The 19937-nt window shown below is 34.0% G+C and carries 16 protein-coding genes and 1 pseudogene; 8 read left to right on the top strand and 9 right to left on the bottom strand.

Annotated features, from left to right (window positions below; genetic code table 11):
• Positions 1–80: 80 nt before the first annotated feature.
• The 8 genes from cra to glnA form a co-directional block, all read right to left on the bottom strand.
• Positions 81–1112: a catabolite repressor/activator gene (gene cra / locus GAPWK_RS02210; protein WP_025314663.1), complete on the bottom strand. Its 1032-nt coding sequence runs from the start codon at positions 1110–1112 to the stop codon at positions 81–83.
• Positions 1113–1234: 122 nt separating this feature from the next.
• Positions 1235–1990 (bottom strand): iron ABC transporter ATP-binding protein, encoded by a 756-nt coding sequence (locus tag GAPWK_RS02205; RefSeq protein WP_025314662.1) that lies wholly within the window; start codon positions 1988–1990, stop codon positions 1235–1237.
• Entirely contained in the window at positions 1987–2955 is a 969-nt protein-coding gene (locus GAPWK_RS02200; protein WP_025314661.1) for an iron chelate uptake ABC transporter family permease subunit, read from the bottom strand. The genes GAPWK_RS02205 and GAPWK_RS02200 overlap by 4 nt, the downstream gene beginning before the upstream one ends.
• Positions 2945–3904 carry an ABC transporter permease gene (locus GAPWK_RS02195; RefSeq protein WP_025314660.1) on the bottom strand — a complete coding sequence of 320 codons (960 nt, stop codon included), beginning with the start codon at positions 3902–3904 and terminating at the stop codon, positions 2945–2947. Before GAPWK_RS02195 ends, GAPWK_RS02200 begins: the two co-directional genes overlap by 11 nt.
• 7 nt (positions 3905–3911) lie before the next feature.
• A complete protein-coding gene (locus tag GAPWK_RS02190; protein WP_051516220.1) occupies positions 3912–4868 on the bottom strand; it encodes a siderophore ABC transporter substrate-binding protein in 957 nt (318 codons plus the stop codon).
• A 203-nt stretch (positions 4869–5071) separates the two neighbouring features.
• Positions 5072–6511, bottom strand: a complete 1440-nt coding sequence (glnG, locus tag GAPWK_RS02185; RefSeq protein ID WP_025314658.1) for a nitrogen regulation protein NR(I) — start codon at positions 6509–6511, stop codon at positions 5072–5074.
• A gap of 11 nt (positions 6512–6522) precedes the next feature.
• Positions 6523–7572 carry a nitrogen regulation protein NR(II) gene (glnL, locus tag GAPWK_RS02180; protein WP_025314657.1) on the bottom strand — a complete coding sequence of 350 codons (1050 nt, stop codon included), beginning with the start codon at positions 7570–7572 and terminating at the stop codon, positions 6523–6525.
• Between the two features lie 68 nt (positions 7573–7640).
• Positions 7641–9050: a glutamate--ammonia ligase gene (gene glnA / locus GAPWK_RS02175; protein WP_025314656.1), complete on the bottom strand. Its 1410-nt coding sequence runs from the start codon at positions 9048–9050 to the stop codon at positions 7641–7643.
• A gap of 572 nt (positions 9051–9622) precedes the next feature.
• Here glnA and GAPWK_RS02170 point away from each other — a divergent pair.
• Genes GAPWK_RS02170 through gpsA form a run of 3 tightly spaced genes read left to right on the top strand, consistent with a single transcriptional unit; the run spans position 9623 to position 11612 of the window.
• The gene (locus GAPWK_RS02170; protein ID WP_025314655.1) at positions 9623–10063 is read left to right on the top strand and encodes a rhodanese-like domain-containing protein; all 441 of its coding nucleotides are present in this window, start codon (positions 9623–9625) and stop codon (positions 10061–10063) included.
• A gap of 25 nt (positions 10064–10088) precedes the next feature.
• Positions 10089–10562: a protein-export chaperone SecB gene (secB, locus tag GAPWK_RS02165; protein ID WP_025314654.1), complete on the top strand. Its 474-nt coding sequence runs from the start codon at positions 10089–10091 to the stop codon at positions 10560–10562.
• A gap of 36 nt (positions 10563–10598) precedes the next feature.
• Positions 10599–11612 carry an NAD(P)H-dependent glycerol-3-phosphate dehydrogenase gene (gpsA, locus tag GAPWK_RS02160; RefSeq protein ID WP_038517051.1) on the top strand — a complete coding sequence of 338 codons (1014 nt, stop codon included), beginning with the start codon at positions 10599–10601 and terminating at the stop codon, positions 11610–11612.
• Positions 11613–11673: 61 nt separating this feature from the next.
• Here the strand turns inward: gpsA and GAPWK_RS02155 are convergent, their stop codons facing one another.
• A complete protein-coding gene (locus tag GAPWK_RS02155; RefSeq protein WP_025314652.1) occupies positions 11674–12648 on the bottom strand; it encodes an ornithine cyclodeaminase in 975 nt (324 codons plus the stop codon).
• Positions 12649–12846: 198 nt separating this feature from the next.
• Here GAPWK_RS02155 and aas point away from each other — a divergent pair, with 198 nt between their 5' ends.
• From aas to GAPWK_RS15435, 5 genes and pseudogenes are all read left to right on the top strand, one after another.
• Positions 12847–14988 carry a bifunctional acyl-ACP--phospholipid O-acyltransferase/long-chain-fatty-acid--ACP ligase gene (gene aas, locus GAPWK_RS02150; RefSeq protein ID WP_038517048.1) on the top strand — a complete coding sequence of 714 codons (2142 nt, stop codon included), beginning with the start codon at positions 12847–12849 and terminating at the stop codon, positions 14986–14988.
• 14 nt (positions 14989–15002) lie between these two features.
• Positions 15003–16190 carry a lysophospholipid transporter LplT gene (lplT, locus tag GAPWK_RS02145; RefSeq protein ID WP_025314651.1) on the top strand — a complete coding sequence of 396 codons (1188 nt, stop codon included), beginning with the start codon at positions 15003–15005 and terminating at the stop codon, positions 16188–16190.
• On the top strand, positions 16177–17088 hold the full coding sequence (gene murQ / locus GAPWK_RS02140) for an N-acetylmuramic acid 6-phosphate etherase (protein WP_025314650.1): 912 nt from the start codon (positions 16177–16179) through the stop codon (positions 17086–17088). The genes lplT and murQ overlap by 14 nt, the downstream gene beginning before the upstream one ends.
• A 195-nt stretch (positions 17089–17283) precedes the next feature.
• On the top strand, positions 17284–19035 hold the full coding sequence (locus GAPWK_RS02135; protein ID WP_025314649.1) for a carboxylesterase family protein: 1752 nt from the start codon (positions 17284–17286) through the stop codon (positions 19033–19035).
• 518 nt (positions 19036–19553) lie between these two features.
• A pseudogene (locus tag GAPWK_RS15435) lies at positions 19554–19932 on the top strand (PTS sugar transporter subunit IIA); the annotation flags it as partial.
• Between the last annotated feature and the right edge of the window lie 5 nt (positions 19933–19937).

The raw sequence follows: 19937 nt of genomic DNA, 5'->3' as shown, positions 1-19937 counted from the left end.
CTATTAATAGAAAATATGTGATCTGGATCTTCTTTTTGTATAAAATTCAACTAAAAATTTTGTTAAAAAAACAATCTGTTTTATAAAGTTCGATTTCTGCTTAAACTACCACGATAAATTAGTCGCCTAGGAATAACGGTAATACCCGGTTGATAGCTTTCATTTTGCAAGCTGTTTAATAACATTTTTATTGTCATTTTAGCAACTTCTTTATGATCTTGACAAAGTGATATAACTTTACAAGGCAAGAAATCCAATAACTCATTATCACCAAAAGTAGCAATTGTTAATGTTTCAGGTAAATGACCGAACTTTCTTAAGATTGCATCAATAGCCCCTTGAAGCAAAGAAAAAGACGTAGTAAAAATACCGTCTGGCAATTCATGATTTTCTAACCATTGACTAAAAGCGATATCAGCATCATGACGACTATAATTAGTTGCATATAAAAAATCAACTTTATTACAGTTATCATGGTTATAATTATCAAATCTAATATCGTTAAACCCATCTAGGCGAAGTTGACTGACTGATAAGTTAGGCGATGCGCCAAGATAAACCATAGATCCCTGAACAACATCATTAAATGCTTGAGCCAAGGTTTTAGAATCTTGTTTATCCGCACCCACTATATTCCTAAATTTAGAAATGGGTAAAATTCTATCAAGAGCAAATAATGGAATTTTGGTATTTTGCCAATCATCATAAAAAACATAATCGTCGACAGAAACAAATGATGAAGAAATCACTAACGCATCAACTCGCCTTTGTTGAAGATGCTTAACGCACTCTTTTTCGATTTTGGGATCGTCTTCTGAACATGAAAGCAGTACTTGATAACCTTCTTTTCTTATCAATTGCTCTAAATAATTGGCAATTCGAGTATAACTAATATTTTCTAAATCAGGAATAATAATGCCAATAGTGTGGGTTTTACCCGCTCTTAATCCTGCAGCAACCGCATTGGGCTGATAATCATGCTCTTTAACAACTGACATTACTTTTTCAATTGTTTGATCACTAACGCGATATTTTTTTGCTTTTCCATTTATAACATAACTAGCCGTTGTTTTTGAAACGCCAGCTATCAGTGCGATTTCCTCTAATTTCATTATTATTATCTCGGCAAAAGTATTGTCATTTATTTAACATGAATAAGAGAAAATAGTAAACAATCGTTTCTCTATTTGATTGAACATATTTAATATTTTTATTACTAACAGTTAAATATCTATCAATAATAGATTGCAATATTTTGATCATGAACTTTTTCTATCTGAACAGGAGTATCGAAAATATCTTCTAAAATAGTAGAGTCCATTATCTGATCTGGATTTCCTTGATAAATTAATTCTCCATTTTTCATTGCTAAAATATAGTTGGAATAGACTGAAGCAAAATTAATATCATGAATGACGATAACAATCGTTTTACCTAATTCATCAGCAGCGCGACGTAACTGTTTCATCATCGCAACCGCATGCTTCATATCAAGGTTATTTAATGGTTCATCAAGTAATACATATTCTGTGTCTTGACAAAGTACCATTGCAACATAAGCACGTTGACGTTGTCCTCCAGAAAGTTCATCTAAAAAACGATCTTTATATTCAGTTAGATTCAAAAATTCAAGAGCACGATTAATATGCATTAAATCATCTTTATTTAATCGCCCTTTGCTATAAGGATAACGACCAAATCCAACTAATTCAAAAACAGTAAGTCTGCTGGTAAAACGATTTTCTTGCCTTAATACTGAAAGATAGGTTGCAAGTTTATCGCTTGGCGTATTAACAACATCCATATTTTGAATCTTTACTAGCCCTTCATCAGCAAGCAATAAACGACTAATAATTGATAATAGTGTCGATTTACCTGCACCGTTTGGGCCAATAATCGCTGTAATACCACCTTGTGATATTGTTGCACTCACATTTTTTAATACCTGTATAGTTTGATATTTTTTACTAATATTATCAATTTCTATCACATTGGAACCTTTTTCAATAATAAGAAGATAAACAATGAACCACCAATAAATTCAATTACAATAGATAATGCACCTACCATGTTTAAGATATGTTCTAAAAACATCTGTCCACCAACAAGAAAAATTACACCTAATAAAAAAGCAGTTGGTAATAAAAAACGATGCTGGCTTGAACCACTAATACTATAAGCTAAGTTGGCAATAAGCAGACCAAGAAAAGTAAAAGGACCGACCAGTGCCGTTGATATTGCAACTAATACCGAAACAAGTAATAAAATAATGGTGACACTTTTTTGATAATCGACGCCCAAATTAATAGCATTATCACGCCCTAACGCTAATACATCGAATCTAAACCGCATGCGCCATAAAAAAAGTCCTATAACTGTGGCAATGATTAATGAAAAGATAATCAAAATAGGTTCAGCTCGAGTAAATGTTGCAAAAATTCGGCTTTGTAAAACAGCAAATTCAGTTGGTGTCATTAGTCTCTGTAACAAATTAGAAAAACTACGAAATAGCGTGCCTAAAATGATTCCAATTAATAAAACTAAATGAAGATTCTGTTTGAGCTTGGTAAATAATCCTCGATACAAAAATAGAGAAAATAAAATTAGTAGCAATGATTCAAAGATAAATTTACCAATAATTCCAATATAAGGAATGCCTTGAGCATCAATAAAAAAGACAACCACCGTTTGAATCAACACAAACAAAGATTCAAATCCCATTATAGAGGGAGTCAAAATTCGATTATTGGTAACAGTTTGGAAAAGCAGAGTAGAAGTTGCAGCAGAAAAAGCCACTAAAATCATGGTTAAGACAATCCAAGCTCGATGACTTAAAATATAACTAATATTGCCTTTTAAATTAAATGTCATAAAAAAAACAATACAAAAAACGGCAATACCTAGTAATAATATTGTTCTTCGACTTGAAATAAGGCGTTTTTGATTAACTAGCATGACGTTTTTTACTCAACAATACTAAAAAAATAATAGCCCCTACCACACCAAGAATGACACTAACGGGAATTTCAAACGGATAGCGAATAACTCGCCCAATAATATCGCAAAGTAAAACCAACCCACTACCGAATAAACATATCCAAGGTATGGTTTTACGGACATTATCACCAAATATTAAACTGACAATGTTAGGAACAATTAATCCTAAAAATGGTAATACACCAACAACGACAACGACAATGCCACCAATAAGAGCTATGACAATAAGCCCTGTTAACATCACTTGATTATAATTAAGTCCAACATTGACAGAAAAGTCACGGCCTAATCCTGCAACAGTAAAACGATCTGCGCTCCAACACGCAATTAAAGTAATGCCTCCAACAAGCCACAATAGCTCGTAGCGACCTTGTAAAATACCTGAAAAATCACCTGACTCCCAGCCTCCAAGTGATTGCAGTAAATCAAAATACATAGCAAAAAAAGTACAAATTGCACTAATCACTGCACCAAGCATTATCCCAACAAGTGGTACCATAAGTGCAGATTTAAAAATAATTTTGCGAGAAATAAACATGAATAATACAGTGCCAGCCATAGCAAATAAACTCGCTACAACCATTTTCATCATAACACTTGCGCCGGGAGCAAGTACCATCATCACTAATAATCCTAAACTAGCTGATTGGGTAGTTCCTACTAGAGAAGGTTCGACAAATCGATTTTGGGTAAGTAGTTGCATAATTAAACCTGCAACACTCATGGCACTACCAGCTAAGAGTAAAGCCACTGTTCTAGGAACACGGCTAACAAAAAAGATTTGTCGCATATTACTGTCAGACCAAAGATCGAATAAAGTTACATGCCCTGCACCAATAAACAAGCTTAATACAGCCATTGCTAATAAAAAAACAATGCCTGCAATAAAGTAAACTGTTTTAGTCATGGTTTATTTAGTTTGTTGATGTTTTTTGTAAAACATCACTTATTTGGTCCATTAAACGACTATAAGTTTGGATACCACCAGAAATATACATTGATGTAGAATCTAAATAAACAATATGGTTTTGTTGCCATGCATCCGTTTTCTGAATTAATTCATTATCCAAAACTTGCTGTGCTGATTGAGCTTCTTTATTACCAATTGCGTTGTCTCTATCTAGGACAAATAACCATTGAGGATTAACACTTAATACAAATTCAGAAGTTACCGCATTACCATGACGTCCCGCTTCTTGGAATATTGTTGCAGGTTTAAAACCTAGTACATCAAAAATAAAGCCAAAACGTGATTTTGGTCCATAAGCAGACATTTTGCCACCATTAATCATAATAACTAAAGCGGTTCCAGCTGTACTTGCTTTTGGATTTAACTGTTCAATTTTTTGATTAAAATCAGCAAGTAATTTTTTTGCTTCTTCTTGTTTGCCAAAAATGTTACCTAATTGTTCAGTACGCTCCGTTAAGCTAGCTAAGAAATTATTAGGATCTAGATCAAGCGAGATTGTTGGTGCAATATCACTTAATTTTTTATAGACATCATTTGCACGTCCACCAGCAATAATTACATCAGGTTGAAGAGTACTTAACACTTCATAATTTGGCTCAAATAGTGTACCTACATTAGTATAGGTTTTATCAGCATATTTTGATAAGAAATCTGGAAAATGTACATCCGATTGAGGAACTGCCGTGACAGGAATATTTAATGCATCGATAATATCTAATGTCGCGGTATTAAATACCACCACTTTTTTCGGATTTTCAGGTACCTCGGTTTTACCTTGAGCATGTTCAATAACGATTGATGTTTTATTATCAGCAGGTGCATCTTTTTTATCGTCACAACCAACCAATGCAAATAAAGCGGTTAGTAATACTAAAAATTTTACTTTGATAGATGAATACATTGTAACTCCTAATTATTAGCTTAGTTCAAAAGCGCATAAATGATAAATAGAATAATTATCATTTACACCAAATTGTAACTAAAAATAAATAAGTGTTCAATGAACTTTAAGCAAACAGCAAAATAATACCAAAGAAACTGATAAAAACAGTAATTTTTTAAGCTGAAACAATGAATTTTACAAAAACAGCGTACTATTAATAATTACTTATTATCAGATAACTCTTTAAGCTTTCTAGTTAATGTATTACGTCCCCAACCTAATAAATGAGCAGCATCTTGTTTATGTCCACGAGTAAAATTCAATGCACAATTTAATAAAATTCGCTCAACATCAGCTACCGCCTCGGTTAAAATGCCAACCTTGCCTGCAAGCAAGGCTTCTTTGGCCCATTGTTCAAGCTGATATTGCCAATCAATGTTTTTTTGCATTTGATTACTATCTTGAATGCTAATTTCCTGACGTGTGATGTTTTTAGGTACAGTTAATTGCAATAACTCTGGTGGTAAATCTTGTACAAGTATTTCTTTACTAGAAGACATAACTGTAACCCAGCGGCAAGTGTTTTCAAGCTGACGAACATTACCTGGCCAATTAAACTTACATAATACCTCTAACGATTCAACACTAAATACTTTACTTTCTACACCCAATTCTTTCGCTGTGGTATTTAAAAAATGCTCTGCCAGTTTTGGAATATCTTGAGCCCTATCGCGTAGTGGAGGTAATAAAATACGAATTACATTTAGGCGATGAAACAGATCATCTCTAAATTTTCCTTCTCTAACTCTTGCTTCTAAATCTTGATGAGTTGCAGCGATAATACGTACATCAACTTTGACAGGTGAATATCCACCAATACGATAAAACTGCCCATCAGCTAACACTCTTAATAATCTTGTTTGCACATCAAGTGGCATATCACCAATTTCATCTAAAAATAATGTTCCTCCATTAGCCTGTTCAAATCGTCCATGACGAATTTGTGCTGCTCCTGTAAAGGCACCTTTTTCATGGCCAAATAGTTCTGATTCAATAAGGTCTTTGGGAATTGCAGCCATATTAAGTGCAATAAACGGTGATTGTGAACGAGGACTATGAGTATGCAGTGCCTTAGCAACCAGTTCCTTACCAGTTCCCGACTCTCCATTAATCAAAACACTTATCGATGATTTAGATAAACGACCAATGATGCGAAACACTTCTTGCATAGAAGGCGCTTCGCCAATAATACCAGTAGATGCTTTAGCGGTCGTATTATTACTATTTTTTTTACTTTGAGTTTGAATTATAGCTCGCTCTACGAGTTGAATGACTTCATCGACATCAAAAGGCTTAGGAATATAATCATAAGCTCCTCTTTGATATGCATTGACTGCAGCATCAAGATCTGAATGAGCTGTCATAATAATAACAGGTAAATCAGGATATTGTTCTTTAACATGATGAAGCAATGTAAAGCCATCCATGCCTGGCATTTTTATATCTGAGATTAAAACTGCCGGTTTTTGAGGATTAGTAACTAAAGCATCTATCACTTCTTGACCACTTGCAAAACTAATGCAGTTAAAATGAGCATTGGTTAATGCTTTTTCTAATACCCAACGAATAGAACTATCATCATCAACAATCCAAACATTCATTTTAATTTACCTCACTGCTTAATTGGCAAATAGACAGAAAATTCTGTATGCCCAGGCCAACTATTAAATTCAATTTTACCATGATGTTGATCGACAATATTATGTGCAATAGAAAGTCCTATACCAGTACCGCCTTCATAGCCACTTACCATTGGATAAAACAGAGTATCTTGGATATGGACAGGAACACCTGGTCCATTGTCTTCAATATCTATGCGCGTACAGAGACGATAACGCTGTCCATGTAAAGTTACCTGAAATGCTGTTCTCGTTCTAATTGTAATAGTTCCGCTTTTAGTACCAATAGCTTGTAAGGCATTACGAGCAATATTTAAAATCACCTGTTCAATCTGCTCTGAATCGTGAATGAATTCAGGCAAGCTGGGATCATAATCACGTAAAATTACAACATTGATTGGCTTTTCCAAACAAAGCAATGCATATATTCGTTCAATTGCTTTATGAATATTCTGTTCTTTTTGCTGCAATCGCTGTTGGGGGCCAAGTAACCTATCTACAAGATTCCTTAATCTATCTGCTTGTTCAATAATTATTTGCGTATAATCTTGCAATTCATTTTTAGGTAGTTCGCGTGATAATAACTGAGCAGCGCCTCTAAGACCGCCAAGAGGGTTTTTAATTTCATGAGCAAGCCCTCTTACTAATTCACGTGCTGCACTTTGTTGGGCTTGTTGTAATTGCTCTTGACTTAACCGCTTATGATTATTTAATGGTGCCATTTCGATCAATACATGACCGTTTGTTAATAATTGTGCCGTTAACGATAAGATATGTAATTCATTATTAACAACTAAATTAACTTCATTATCCGTAAAACCTTGATTTTTTTCTAATGCGCTCAGCATCAATTCAACATCTAAGGAAAAATAACTCAATAAATCTGGAAAATAACTTTCTAATAATTTCTTAGAACTTTGCGCCAGTAATTGTTGCGCAGCAGTATTAGCATAAAAAATATTGAGTTTTTTATCTAATAACAAAATACTTGTGATCATCGAATCGAGAACAAGATTAGCATCAGATTCATTATCAAATGTCATCGTTGGATTTCCGTCCCCTTTAGAAACCACCACTAAATATAGTGGTGGCTAAGGCATAAAGTGTTTACTTATAGACTATAGTACAATTCGAATTCAACTGGATGTGGCGTCATACGAACACGATCAACATCTTGACGTTTTAAATCGATATAAGCATCAATGGTATCATTAGTAAATACGTTACCACGAGTTAAGAATTCACGATCGGAATTTAATGCTTGTAATGCCTCTTCAAGTGAGCCCGCTACTTGTGGAATTAATTTAGATTCTTCTGGAGGTAAATCATATAAATTCTTATCCATTGCATCACCAGGATGAATTTTATTGATAATACCATCTAAACCAGCCATTAACTGTGCTGCAAATGCTAAGTATGGATTCGCTGCTGGATCTGGGAAACGAACTTCAATGCGACGAGCTTTAGGGCTTGTAACAACAGGGATACGAATTGAGGCTGAACGGTTACGCGCTGAATAAGCAAGCATAACTGGGGCTTCATAACCTGGTACTAAACGTTTATAAGAGTTAGTGGCTGGGTTAGTAAATGCATTGATTGCTTTAGCATGTTTAATAATCCCACCAATATAAAACAGTGCCATTTCGGAAAGACCTGCATATTTATCACCCGCAAAAAGATTTACGCCATCTTTAGCTAGTGATTGGTGACAGTGCATACCCGAACCATTATCACCAAATATTGGTTTTGGCATAAACGTTGCTGTCTTACCATAAGCGTGAGCAACATTTTGAACAACGTATTTATAAATTTGAACTTCATCAGCTTTTTTAGTTAATGTGTTAAAACGACAAGCAATTTCGTTTTGACCAGCAGTAGCTACTTCATGGTGATGTGCTTCAACGATTAAACCAAGTTGTTCCATAATTAAGCACATTTCAGAACGAATATCTTGTGATGAATCAACTGGTGGAAGTGGAAAATAACCACCTTTCACTCCAGGACGGTGCCCTTTGTTACCTTCTTCATATTTAGTGCCTGAATTCCATGCAGCCTCAATATCATCGATATGAACAAAGCTACCGGACATCGGTGAACCAAAACGTACATCATCAAATAAAAAGAACTCTGGTTCTGGTCCAAAAATGACGGTGTCAGCAATACCAGATGATTTTAAGAAATCTTCTGCTCGTTTAGCTATTGAACGAGGATCACGATCATAACCTTGCAATGTAGCTGGTTCTAAAACATCACAACGTATATTAAGTGTCTTGCTTTCAAAAAACGGATCAATAACAGCGCTTGATGCATCTGGCATTAATACCATATCTGATTCATTAATACCTTTCCAACCAGCAATTGATGAGCCATCAAACATCTTACCATCTTCAAAAAAATCATCATCAATTTGACTAACTGGAATAGTAACATGTTGTTCTTTACCTTTAGTATCAGTAAAACGTAAATCAACAAATTCCACATCATTTTCTTTAATTAGCGTTAAAACTCTTTGTATAGACATGTATCTTCTCCATTGAGGACAAATAATTGTTCAGTTTAAAAGGCATTCTTGCCGAGTTGTATATTATTATGCAAATATGATGCCATTTTTTGACCACACTATTTTAGTGAATTTATCTCCAATAAGATTAACATAAATGTACAATTTGCACCAATTTAAAGCAATAAGCACCAAATCAACGCACCAAAATCATTCATCTGTCTAGAAATGATCGTTTTTAATGCCCTAAAATAGAGAAATTTCACTATATTAATCACTAAGCAAGATTCATTTCTGATTTTTAAATTGACGTTTTTCCTTAATTTATGACCATCTAATCACGAACAAATAACATTATGAATAATAGAAAATAATGAAGTAACTAGATTTGGGATCTAAAGTACATAAATAAAATAGACTTATAAAAAAACATAAAATTAAAATAACCTATTAAAATTATATGTAACTCAAATCTAAAATTAAACTAATACAGTTTCATGTAAATTAAGTTTTCTCCTTTAAGCACTGTATTTCAATGCATAATACCGTTATAATCTTGTCTTATTATTAAAAAATTAGGTAATTATATAAGTATGGACTTTATAACACTCGAAATTCTACCTTTTGTAAAAAATCATCATTTGCTTTCATTAGGTTGGGTTGGGCTATTTATCGCAATCATCGTACTAACTGTTAAAAGTAAACTATCTAAGGTTAAAGTTATTGATAATGCTCAAGCAATCCATATGATTAACAAAGAAAATGCTATTATTATTGATATTAGATCGGCAGATAATTTTAAAAAGGGGCATATCACCGACGCTCATAATATTTTGCCTATCGATATTAAAAATTCCAGTTCAAAATTAATTGAAAAATTTAAAGAAAATTCCATCATTTTGATCGACGAAAATGGTTTATCATCTGCTAGCATTGGTGAAACACTTATCAAACAAGGCTTTTTAAATGTATCTGTGTTGAAAGATGGCATTGCTGGTTGGAATGGCGAAAATTTACCACTTGTTAAAAAATAATATTATTCAAAAATAAGGTTTTATCATGACAGAACAAAATAATACTCAACAACCTGAAACACAATTTGCAATTCAACGTATTTATACTAAAGATGTTTCATTTGAAACCAATAATGTACCTGAAATCTTTACTAAACAGTGGCAACCAGACATGAATTTGGAATTAAATTCATCTTCACAAATCTTAAATGAAGGCGTTTATGAAGTTGCACTACGTGTTACTGTAACAGTAAAACAACAAGAAGAAATTGTTTATATTTGTGAAGTGACTCAAGCAGGTATTTTTTCACTTATCGGATTTGATGAAAGCCAAGTTCAACATTGTGTTGGCTCTTATTGTCCAAATATTTTATTCCCTTACGCACGTGAAGTGATTTCAAGTTTAGTAAATAAAGGCTCATTCCCGCAAGTGAATTTAGAACCAGTAAATTTTGAAGCATTGTATATGAATTATATCCAGCAACAGGCAGAAGCTGAATCAACTGAAACATTGCAATAGTTTTAGTATTAATTAATAAAAGGTTTTTTGATTATTATGAAAAAAAATGCTGCTGTGACAGTTATTGGAGCGGGTTCTTATGGAACGTCTTTAGCTATCTTACTAGCTCGAAATGGTCACTCTACATTATTGTGGGGACATAACCCAGATAAAATGACTGTTTTGCAGCATGACAGGCAAAATAGGCAGTTTTTGCCAGATATACCTTTTCCTGATTTGTTACAAATTGAAAGTAATTTACAAACAGCCGTATTAGCTGCACCTATTTTACTAATTGTCGTACCAAGTCATGCTTTTGCTAGTATCCTAACACAAATTAAACCTTTCTTACGTCAAGATAGCAAAATTGTTTGGGCAACTAAAGGGCTTGAAGTTGATACTGGCAGGTTGTTACAAGATGTAGCTAGAGAAATTCTAGGTGATAAAATCCCATTAGCGGTTATCTCTGGACCAACATTTGCCAAAGAGGTGGCATCTGGCTCACCAACTGCAGTAACTGTCGCATCAACTAATGAGGAATTTTTAACTGAATTACAAAGTCTATTTCACTGTAGTAAAAGTTTTCGTGTTTATAGCAGTAAAGACTTTATTGGAGTACAACTTGGTGGCGCAATAAAAAATGTTATTGCTATTGGTGCAGGCCTGTCCGACGGTTTAGGCTTTGGAGCTAATGCCAGAACCGCGTTAATCACCCGAGGGCTTGCCGAAATGATGCGTCTAGGTGCAGTATTAGGTGCTGATCCTGCAACTTTTATGGGAATGGCAGGACTTGGTGATCTAGTTTTAACTTGCACAGACAATCAATCTCGTAACCGTCGCTTTGGAATATTACTTGGTCAAAATAAATCTATTCAAGAGGCTCAAGATATTATTGCCCAAGTTGTCGAAGGTTGTAAAAACACCAAAGAAGTTTGGTCACTTGCACAAAAACACCATGTTGATATGCCTATTACTGAACAGATTTATAGAATTTTATATGAACATAAAGATCCCAAACAAGCAGCGATGGAATTGCTTGGACGATCCAAAAAAGAAGAGTTAAAAAGTTAGTTTTCTACTTAAACGTATAGTTAACCTGAAACTTTTTTACAAATTTCAGGTTATTACTTTATTAGATATTTAAGCCAATACCTTTTTCTTTTGCTTTGAGGTAAATATCATAACCAACATAGACATCAAGTACTGCGGTTCCAACTGTTTTAAATAAAGTAATCTGCTGTTCATTTTGACGACAAAGTTGTGGATTTAAAACTAAATCACCTAATTCTAAAAAATCATCTTTTGATACAAGTTTTTGTTCAATTGGATCAATGATATCACCCGCTTCGGAAAATACACCGTCTTTTGTATCAAGCACTCGAATATCGGCTTTTTCAACAATATTACTTGGGATTTCGTGCATATCTGGCATATATGCCCCAACGCCATTGATATGGGCTCCAGGTTTAACTAAATCACCATTAAAAGTCACTTCTTTTGAAGTGGTAACAGAGGTAATGATATCCGCTTGATAAATATCTTCATCTAAATTTTCAGAAAAATAAAGATTAGCAGAAAAATGTTCAAATCGTTTCTTCATTAACTCGGTAAATTGCTTACCTTTATTAGCATCAAGCCCAAAGATTGCCACATCAGTTAATGGACGAACGGTTAACATTGCCTCCAATTGTGAAGCAGCTTGTCCACCTGTACCTATCAACACGGCTCGCTTAGAATCTTTACGAGCTAAAAGATCGGTTGCAGCACCTTGCACAGCCCCTGTTCTAAGTTGGGTTACAAAAGTTCCATCCAACATCGCACAGACTTCACCTGTTTGTGGATCTATCATCATGACTTGAGCCGGTACAGAAGGTTTGCCTAATTTAGGATTATCTGGAAATACTGAAACTATTTTAATTCCTACAATATCTTTACCTTTTATATGAGCAGGCATAAACAAACATTGTCCTTTTTGCATATCGAAATTGATACGTAACGGTACATCACTTTTTCCTTGAGTATAAATTTTTAAGGCTTGTTTATCTGCAGCTATTGCCTCTGGCATGGTATAGAATTTTTCAATATCTTTAGCAGTTAAAATTAGCATTTTGATTCCTTCTTAGTCTTTTCTATTTATTTACCTTTTTAGTAACTATAATCTATTTTTAAAATCAAGCAACATCATCTTAAAGTATAACAATTTGTTTTATTTTTGGTTATTTTTTGATTTTGACATTTCTTGTATATTTTAATTATTTTCACTATTATTACATGGTGCAATTTTACACGATACTTGAGAAATCAGATGCTATTTAAAATATTAAAATTTTTTTTAAAGATGTTATTCCATGTAAAAGTTTATGGTAATCTTAACAACTTAAAACAAGACAGATTGCTTATCACACCAAACCACGTTTCTTTCCTTGACGGTATTCTAATCGGCGTTTTTTTACCAGTAAGACCTGTTTTTGCTATCTACGCAGGTTATATCAATCATTGGTTAGTACGCCTAGCCAAACATTACGTAGATTTTGTGCCAATGGATCCAATTAGCCCAATGGCTATTAAGCGTTTAGTTCGCGAAATCGAAAAAGGTCGTCCAATTGTTATTTTTCCTGAAGGAAGAATTACTGTAACTGGCTCATTAATGAAAGTTTATGACGGTGCTGCTTTTGTTGCAGCTCGATCACAAGCAACTATTGTACCTGTCTGGATTGAAGGTGCCGAATTTACTATAACCAGCCGCTTAAAAGGATTATTTAAACGTCACTTATTCCCTAAAATAACTATTCATGTGCTTGAACCAACATCCATTCCTATGCCGGATGCACCTAAAGCTAGCGAAAGACGCTATATTGCCGGTGAAAAACTTCACCAAATAATGATGAATGCTCGCATGGGAAGTCGTCCTAAATTAACTCTTTTTGAAGCACTGCTTGAAGCTCAAGTACGCTACGGTGTAAAATCACGAATGGTGCAAGATCCCACAACTAACGAGGCATCTTATCGCAATTTAATAAAACAAATTATTGGTATAAGTTGCATTCTTTCTAAATTTACTCAGAAAAAAGAGCGGGTTGGGGTTCTATTACCCAATGCAACTATTACCGTTGCTACCATTTTTGGTTTATCAGTTAAAAACCGTATTCCAGCAATGCTTAATTATACTGCAGGAACAAAAGGTTTAACTTGCGCAATTACTGCGGCTGAAATTAAAACTATTATCACTTCACGTAAATTTATCCAAAAAGGAAAACTCGACTATCTACTTGAAGAAATCAAAGATGTTAAATGGTGTTTCTTAGAAGATTTACGCAGTAGTTTAACATTTACTGACAAACTTCATATTGCCGTTCATCAGTTTATACCACGTTTAGTTAAACAAGCTCAAACCAGTGATGACGAAGCATTGGTATTATTTACATCCGGCTCTGAAGGTAACCCTAAAGGTGTTGTGCATAGCCATGGTAGCTTGCTTGCCAATGTCGAGCAAATTCGAACGGTTATTGACCCAACACCAGCTGACCGCTTTATGTCTGCATTACCGTTATTCCATGCTTTTGGTATCACCGCTGGGCTATTTTTACCAATATTTTCTGGTAGTCGTACTTTCTTATATCCAAATCCTTTACATTATCGTATGGTGCCTGAAATAATTTATGACCAAAACTGTACCGTTTTATTTGGTACGCCTACTTTCTTAGCCAATTATGCTCGTTATGCCCACCCTTATGATTTTATGCGTTTACGTTATGTGGTTGCTGGTGCAGAAAAACTATCTGACGCAGTACGAGAGCAATGGAAAGATAAATATGGTATTCGTATTCTAGAGGGCTATGGTGTTACTGAATGCGGACCGGTTGTGTCGCTAAATGTTCCAATGGCATTTAAAGCTGGCACGGTAGGTCGATTATTACCGGGTATGACCTCAAAATTAATCCCAATTCCAGGTATTTCTGATGGTGGAGAATTACTCGTTAAAGGACCTAATGTTATGAAAGGTTACTTACGAGTAGAAAACCCAGGTAAACTGGAAGAACCAATCGCAACCAATGAACAAGGCCAATCCGAAAAAGGTTGGTATGATACTGGCGACATTGTTTCTATTGATAAGCAAGGTTTTTTAACGATCAAAGGACGGTTAAAACGATTCGCTAAAATTGCAGGTGAAATGGTTTCATTAGAAAGTGTTGAAGCTCTTGCTAAAAAAGTCGATTCTGAAGCTATGCACGGCGCAACAGTAAAAAGTGATGCAGCAAAAGGGGAAGCTATTGTATTATTTACTACTTCGTCTGAGTTAAATCGAGAACAACTTAATCAAGCAGCTCAAGAATTGGGTATTCCAGCATTAGCTATACCGCGTGATATTCGTGTTGTTAAAGAGTTACCACTTCTTGGTACAGGTAAAATTGATTTTATTACCTTGAGAAAAATGGCTGACCAATAACTTAAGGATATCATATGAAACAGCTGTCACTATTAAGCAAAGGTATGGTTGCGACCATGCTAGCGCAATTTTTTTCAGCCTTTGCTGATAATGCAATCTTCTTTGCCATATTGGCATACATTAAAAATTTACATTATCCAGAATGGAGCCAGTCAGCATTACAGATTGGTTTTGTTGTGCCTTTTATTATACTTTCACCTTTTGTAGGTCAATTTGCTGATAGCATGTCCAAAGGAAAAGTTATGATGATTTCAAACGGCATAAAATTATTAGGTGCTGGTTGTATCTGTTTAAACTTGAGTCCATTTGCTGGCTATTTTCTAGTAGGTATTGGTGCGGCAGCATATTCTCCAGCAAAATACGGAATTTTGGGGGAACTAACAAGTGGTGATAATTTAGTAAAAGCTAATGGATTAATTGAAGCATCAACGATTGCTGCTATTTTGCTTGGGTCATTAGCGGGTGGACATATTGCCGATCTTAATGTAACAGCGGCGTTATTTGCTTGTGTATTTATGTATGGACTTGCAGTTATTGCTAACTTTTTTATTCCTAAATTACCTTCTGCAAGACAAAATATTCAATGGCAATTTTTAAGTATGGTCAAAGATTTTGCTAACACAGTTAAAATAATATTTACCAACAGGCAAGTACTGTTCACATTATTAGGCACAAGTTTATTTTGGGGGGCAGGTATTACTTTACGTTTTCTGTTGATTAGCTGGGTTCCTGTCGTTTTAGATATTCATGATAATGCAACACCGACCAACCTTAATGCTGTTGTTGCTATTGGTATTGTGATTGGTGCTGGGCTGGCTAGTACATTTATTTCAATAAATAACACATTACGTTGTATTCCAGCAGGAATTATGATGGGAATTATGGTAATTGCTTTTACATTGCAAGGTAATATTATTTCATCTTATATTTTATTAGTTGTCATTGGGGCTTTAGGTGGTTTCTTTTTGGTACCTTTAAATGCCTTTATTCAAAAAATAGGTAAAGAGCTTGTTGGCGCGGGCAGTGTGATTTCGGTACAAAATTTAAGTGAATACACCGCCATGATGGTCATGTTAGGGCTTTACACTTTAGCCGTTGCTATGGATTTACCTGTTATAGCAATCGGTGTTGGTTTTGGCGGTTTATTTGCTGTTGTAATTTTATTGTTGTGGCTAGGATTAAAAAAACATGCAAAAAATTAATCTTTCAGAGATGATAACCGAAAGTCGCAATTCTAATAGCGAACATATTGATAACTGTTCAACATTAGAGATACTTAAAATTATCAATAATGAAGATAAACAAGTGGCATTAGCTGTTGAAAAGGAACTTTATAACATAGCTCAAGCTGTTGATGCTATCAGCCAAGCTTTTTTAAAACAAGGTCGATTAATTTATCTTGGTGCCGGTACATCTGGTAGGTTAGGTATTTTAGATGCCAGTGAATGCCCACCTACTTATGGCTCACCACCGCAACAGGTCATTGGCTTAATAGCTGGTGGCACACCAGCTATTTTTAAAGCAGTTGAAAACGCTGAAGATAATCCTAATCAAGCTATCAATGATTTAGCCAATATTGATTTTGGCACTAACGATATTTTAGTTGGTATTGCAGCTAGTGGGCGCACACCTTATGTAATAGGTGGTATGCAATATGCTAAATCACTGGGAGCAACAGTTATTAGTTTATGTTGTAATCCCAAGGCTCCAATGATTAAACTAGCTGACATTGCTATTACCCCAATTGTTGGGGCTGAAGTGATCACAGGTTCATCAAGAATGAAAGCTGGCACAGCACAAAAGCTAGTACTCAATATGCTAACTACCGCAAGCATGATCAAAATTGGCAAAGTTTACGGAAATTTAATGGTTGATGTTGAAGCAACTAATGCCAAGCTTATTGAACGACAAATATCAATCGTTATGCAAGCTACCGATTGCAGTCGTGAAAAAGCAATAGCTACGTTGAATAAATGCAATAAACATTGTAAAACAGCAATATTAATGATTCTTGCGGATATTGATGAGTTACAAGCAAAAGAAATATTATTACAAAATAATGATTCTATTCGCAAAGCAATAAACAACCACCCTGCATAAATTGTTAAATAACACAAATTGGTATACCCAATTTGTGATTCAAGTCTAATTTTTCATTCACAATATTTGAAATAACTATTTATAAAAACAATAATTTTACTCTAATTGTTAATATTACCATGTTCATTAATTGATGGATTTTTTTAAAACCTAATTCAAATTCTATTTAAGTTTTATTTTATAAAAGGAAAATCTATGAAAAAATCATTACTAAAACTTAATATTGCCGTAGTTTTATTTGGTCTATTAGCTCTATCTCCTTCAACATTTGCGAGTAACCAAAATAATTCACATAACGTTGATAATCATCAAGCCAATATCAACCAAACTACTGATGCCACTTTGGTTCATACCCAATATGGTATGGTAAAAGGTCAATTAGATAAAATAAATAATGTTATTGTTTGGACGGGCATACCTTATGCCAAACCACCAGCAGGTCAACTCAGATGGAAAAAAACCGTTGATCCTGAACCCTGGAAAGGTGTATTAGATGCAACCCAAGCAAGCAAAGTTGCATTTCAATTTAAAGAAAATAAAGTTATTGGATCAGAAGATAGTTTAAATCTCAATATATATCGACCTAATAATAAATCGAATAATTTACCAGTACTGGTTTATATTCACGGTGGCAATAATCAAAATGGTAAAGCGGAGGAAATGACAGGAAACACCATGGTAAATGACATTGACGGTATTTTTATCTCAATTAATTATCGTTTAGGACCATTGGGATTCAACCCACTTCCTGCCTTACAAACTGGAGATAAACTTGAAGATTCTGGAAATTATGCTCTACTTGATATTGCAAAATCCTTAGATTGGATAAAAGAAAATATAGCTAATTTTGGTGGAGACGCTAATAACATAACCGTGTCTGGTTTTTCTGCTGGTGGACGAGATGTAATGGCAATGTTAATCTCGCCTATTTTCAAAGACAAATTTCAAAAAGCAATATCTTTTAGTGGTGGCATGACTATTGCGGATAAACAAGATAGCGTAAAAGTATTTGCTAAGGCTATCGCTCCACTTGTTGTTGAAGATAAAATAAAACCAACCCAAGAAGAAGCTTATGATTGGCTATTAACCAATCAATCGGATGTAAGAAATTATCTTTATAGTTTATCTTCACAACGACTAGTATCACTTATGGGAAATGCTGGAATAAGAATGAGCGTTTTTCCACATTTATACAATGATGGATATGTCATTCCTAAAGACGGTTTTAATACTCATGAATATAATTCTGTGCCATTGATTATGTTAACTGGTACCTGCGAATTTTCATTATTCGCCCAAACATCCACTTATTTTAGTGATGCTTTCAACAATGGTTTACCAACAGGCAAAAAACTTAACGAATTTAATTTTACCAATAGATATGGAAGTCGTTTATATGACCTATTTAATGTAGCAGATTCTGCGCAGAAAATGGCTCCCTTTTATAAAGCCAAAATTTATGGGTTAGAAATAGAATTTGGTCAAGACGCCAATAATGTTGGTTCCAAAATGGCATTATTTGGTGCTTTTCATGGAGTATTCTTACCATTATTGGACGCTAATTCACAAAATTATGATGGTTTCATTGGTAATGCATACAAAACTCAAGGCGCCAAACAATTAAGTATGACATTCAAAAAATACCTTAATAATTTTATCCATTCAGGTGATCCTAATGGAACTGATTTAGTTTACTGGAATAATTGGACAGCTGACCATAGTAAGGCAAATAATGCCTATTTATACATGAACGCAGATAAAGTAAAAGCCATTGCGTATATGGGAGGTAAAAATTTTACTTACAGCGATGTTCTTAATGAAATGGATAATGATCAATCAATTAATCAAGAATCAAAAAATATCATCATTTCTGAAGTGTTAAACGGTCGGTGGTTTAGTGCTGAACTTGATCAACGATATAAAAATAAATCATTATGGATTAAATAAGTTAAATAATTTATGCACAATATACTTTGTATTATCATTTGATAACAATATATTGTGCATGATAAAGATCATAAAAAGTTTACAAATCGATAAAATAAAATCGAATAACCAATAATCTAAATGTTTTTTAAAAAACTTATAGAATCCACCCTAACAACAGTAACATCATTATTTTATTAAATAAAAATAAATTTTTTATTTTTGGCTATAATGATTTTTTCGATTACAAAAAAATGTTTTTTATAACAAATTCTATAATCTGTGTCACACACTTTTAACAAATGCAATGATTTAATAATAAAATTTATAATATAATGAATATATTCTTTGATGGAATAAATATATTCTTTAATGGAATAAATATAGAGTCAGATTTACACTAAAAACCTTTGCTTTTTTTCGTAGTAAAAAAGAGACTTTTTTTATTTTAGAAAATAACTGAATTAGTAATAATTTTTAAGTTCATTTTTATAACACGTTTATATTATTCAATAATATAAAAATCCGGAGGAAATTATATGGTAGGAATTATCCTAGCTACTCATGGTGAGTTTGCTGAAGGTATTCTACAATCAGGATCGATGATCTTTGGAGAGCAGGAAAATGTTAAAGCAATTACCTTGCATCCAAGTGATAGTCCAGAAAGTTTAAAAGAACGAATGCAAGAAGCAATCGCAACATTTGACAATCAAGATGAAGTATTATTTTTAGTAGATTTATGGGGTGGCACACCTTTTAATCAGGCTAATAATTTATGTGGCGAGCACAGTAATTGGGCTATCGTCGCAGGTTTAAATCTTCCAATGCTTATTGAAGCTTACTCTTCACGTTTTTCAATGGAGACCGCCAAAGAGATTGCTACTGCAATTATTGAGCCAGCAAGAGAAGGTGTCAAAGCAACT

This window comes from Gilliamella apicola (assembly GCF_000599985.1).
In the GTDB taxonomy this organism is placed as follows: domain Bacteria; phylum Pseudomonadota; class Gammaproteobacteria; order Enterobacterales; family Orbaceae; genus Gilliamella; species Gilliamella apicola.
Note: the sequence above shows the minus strand (reverse complement) of the source record. Positions and strands in the feature narration are given on the sequence as shown.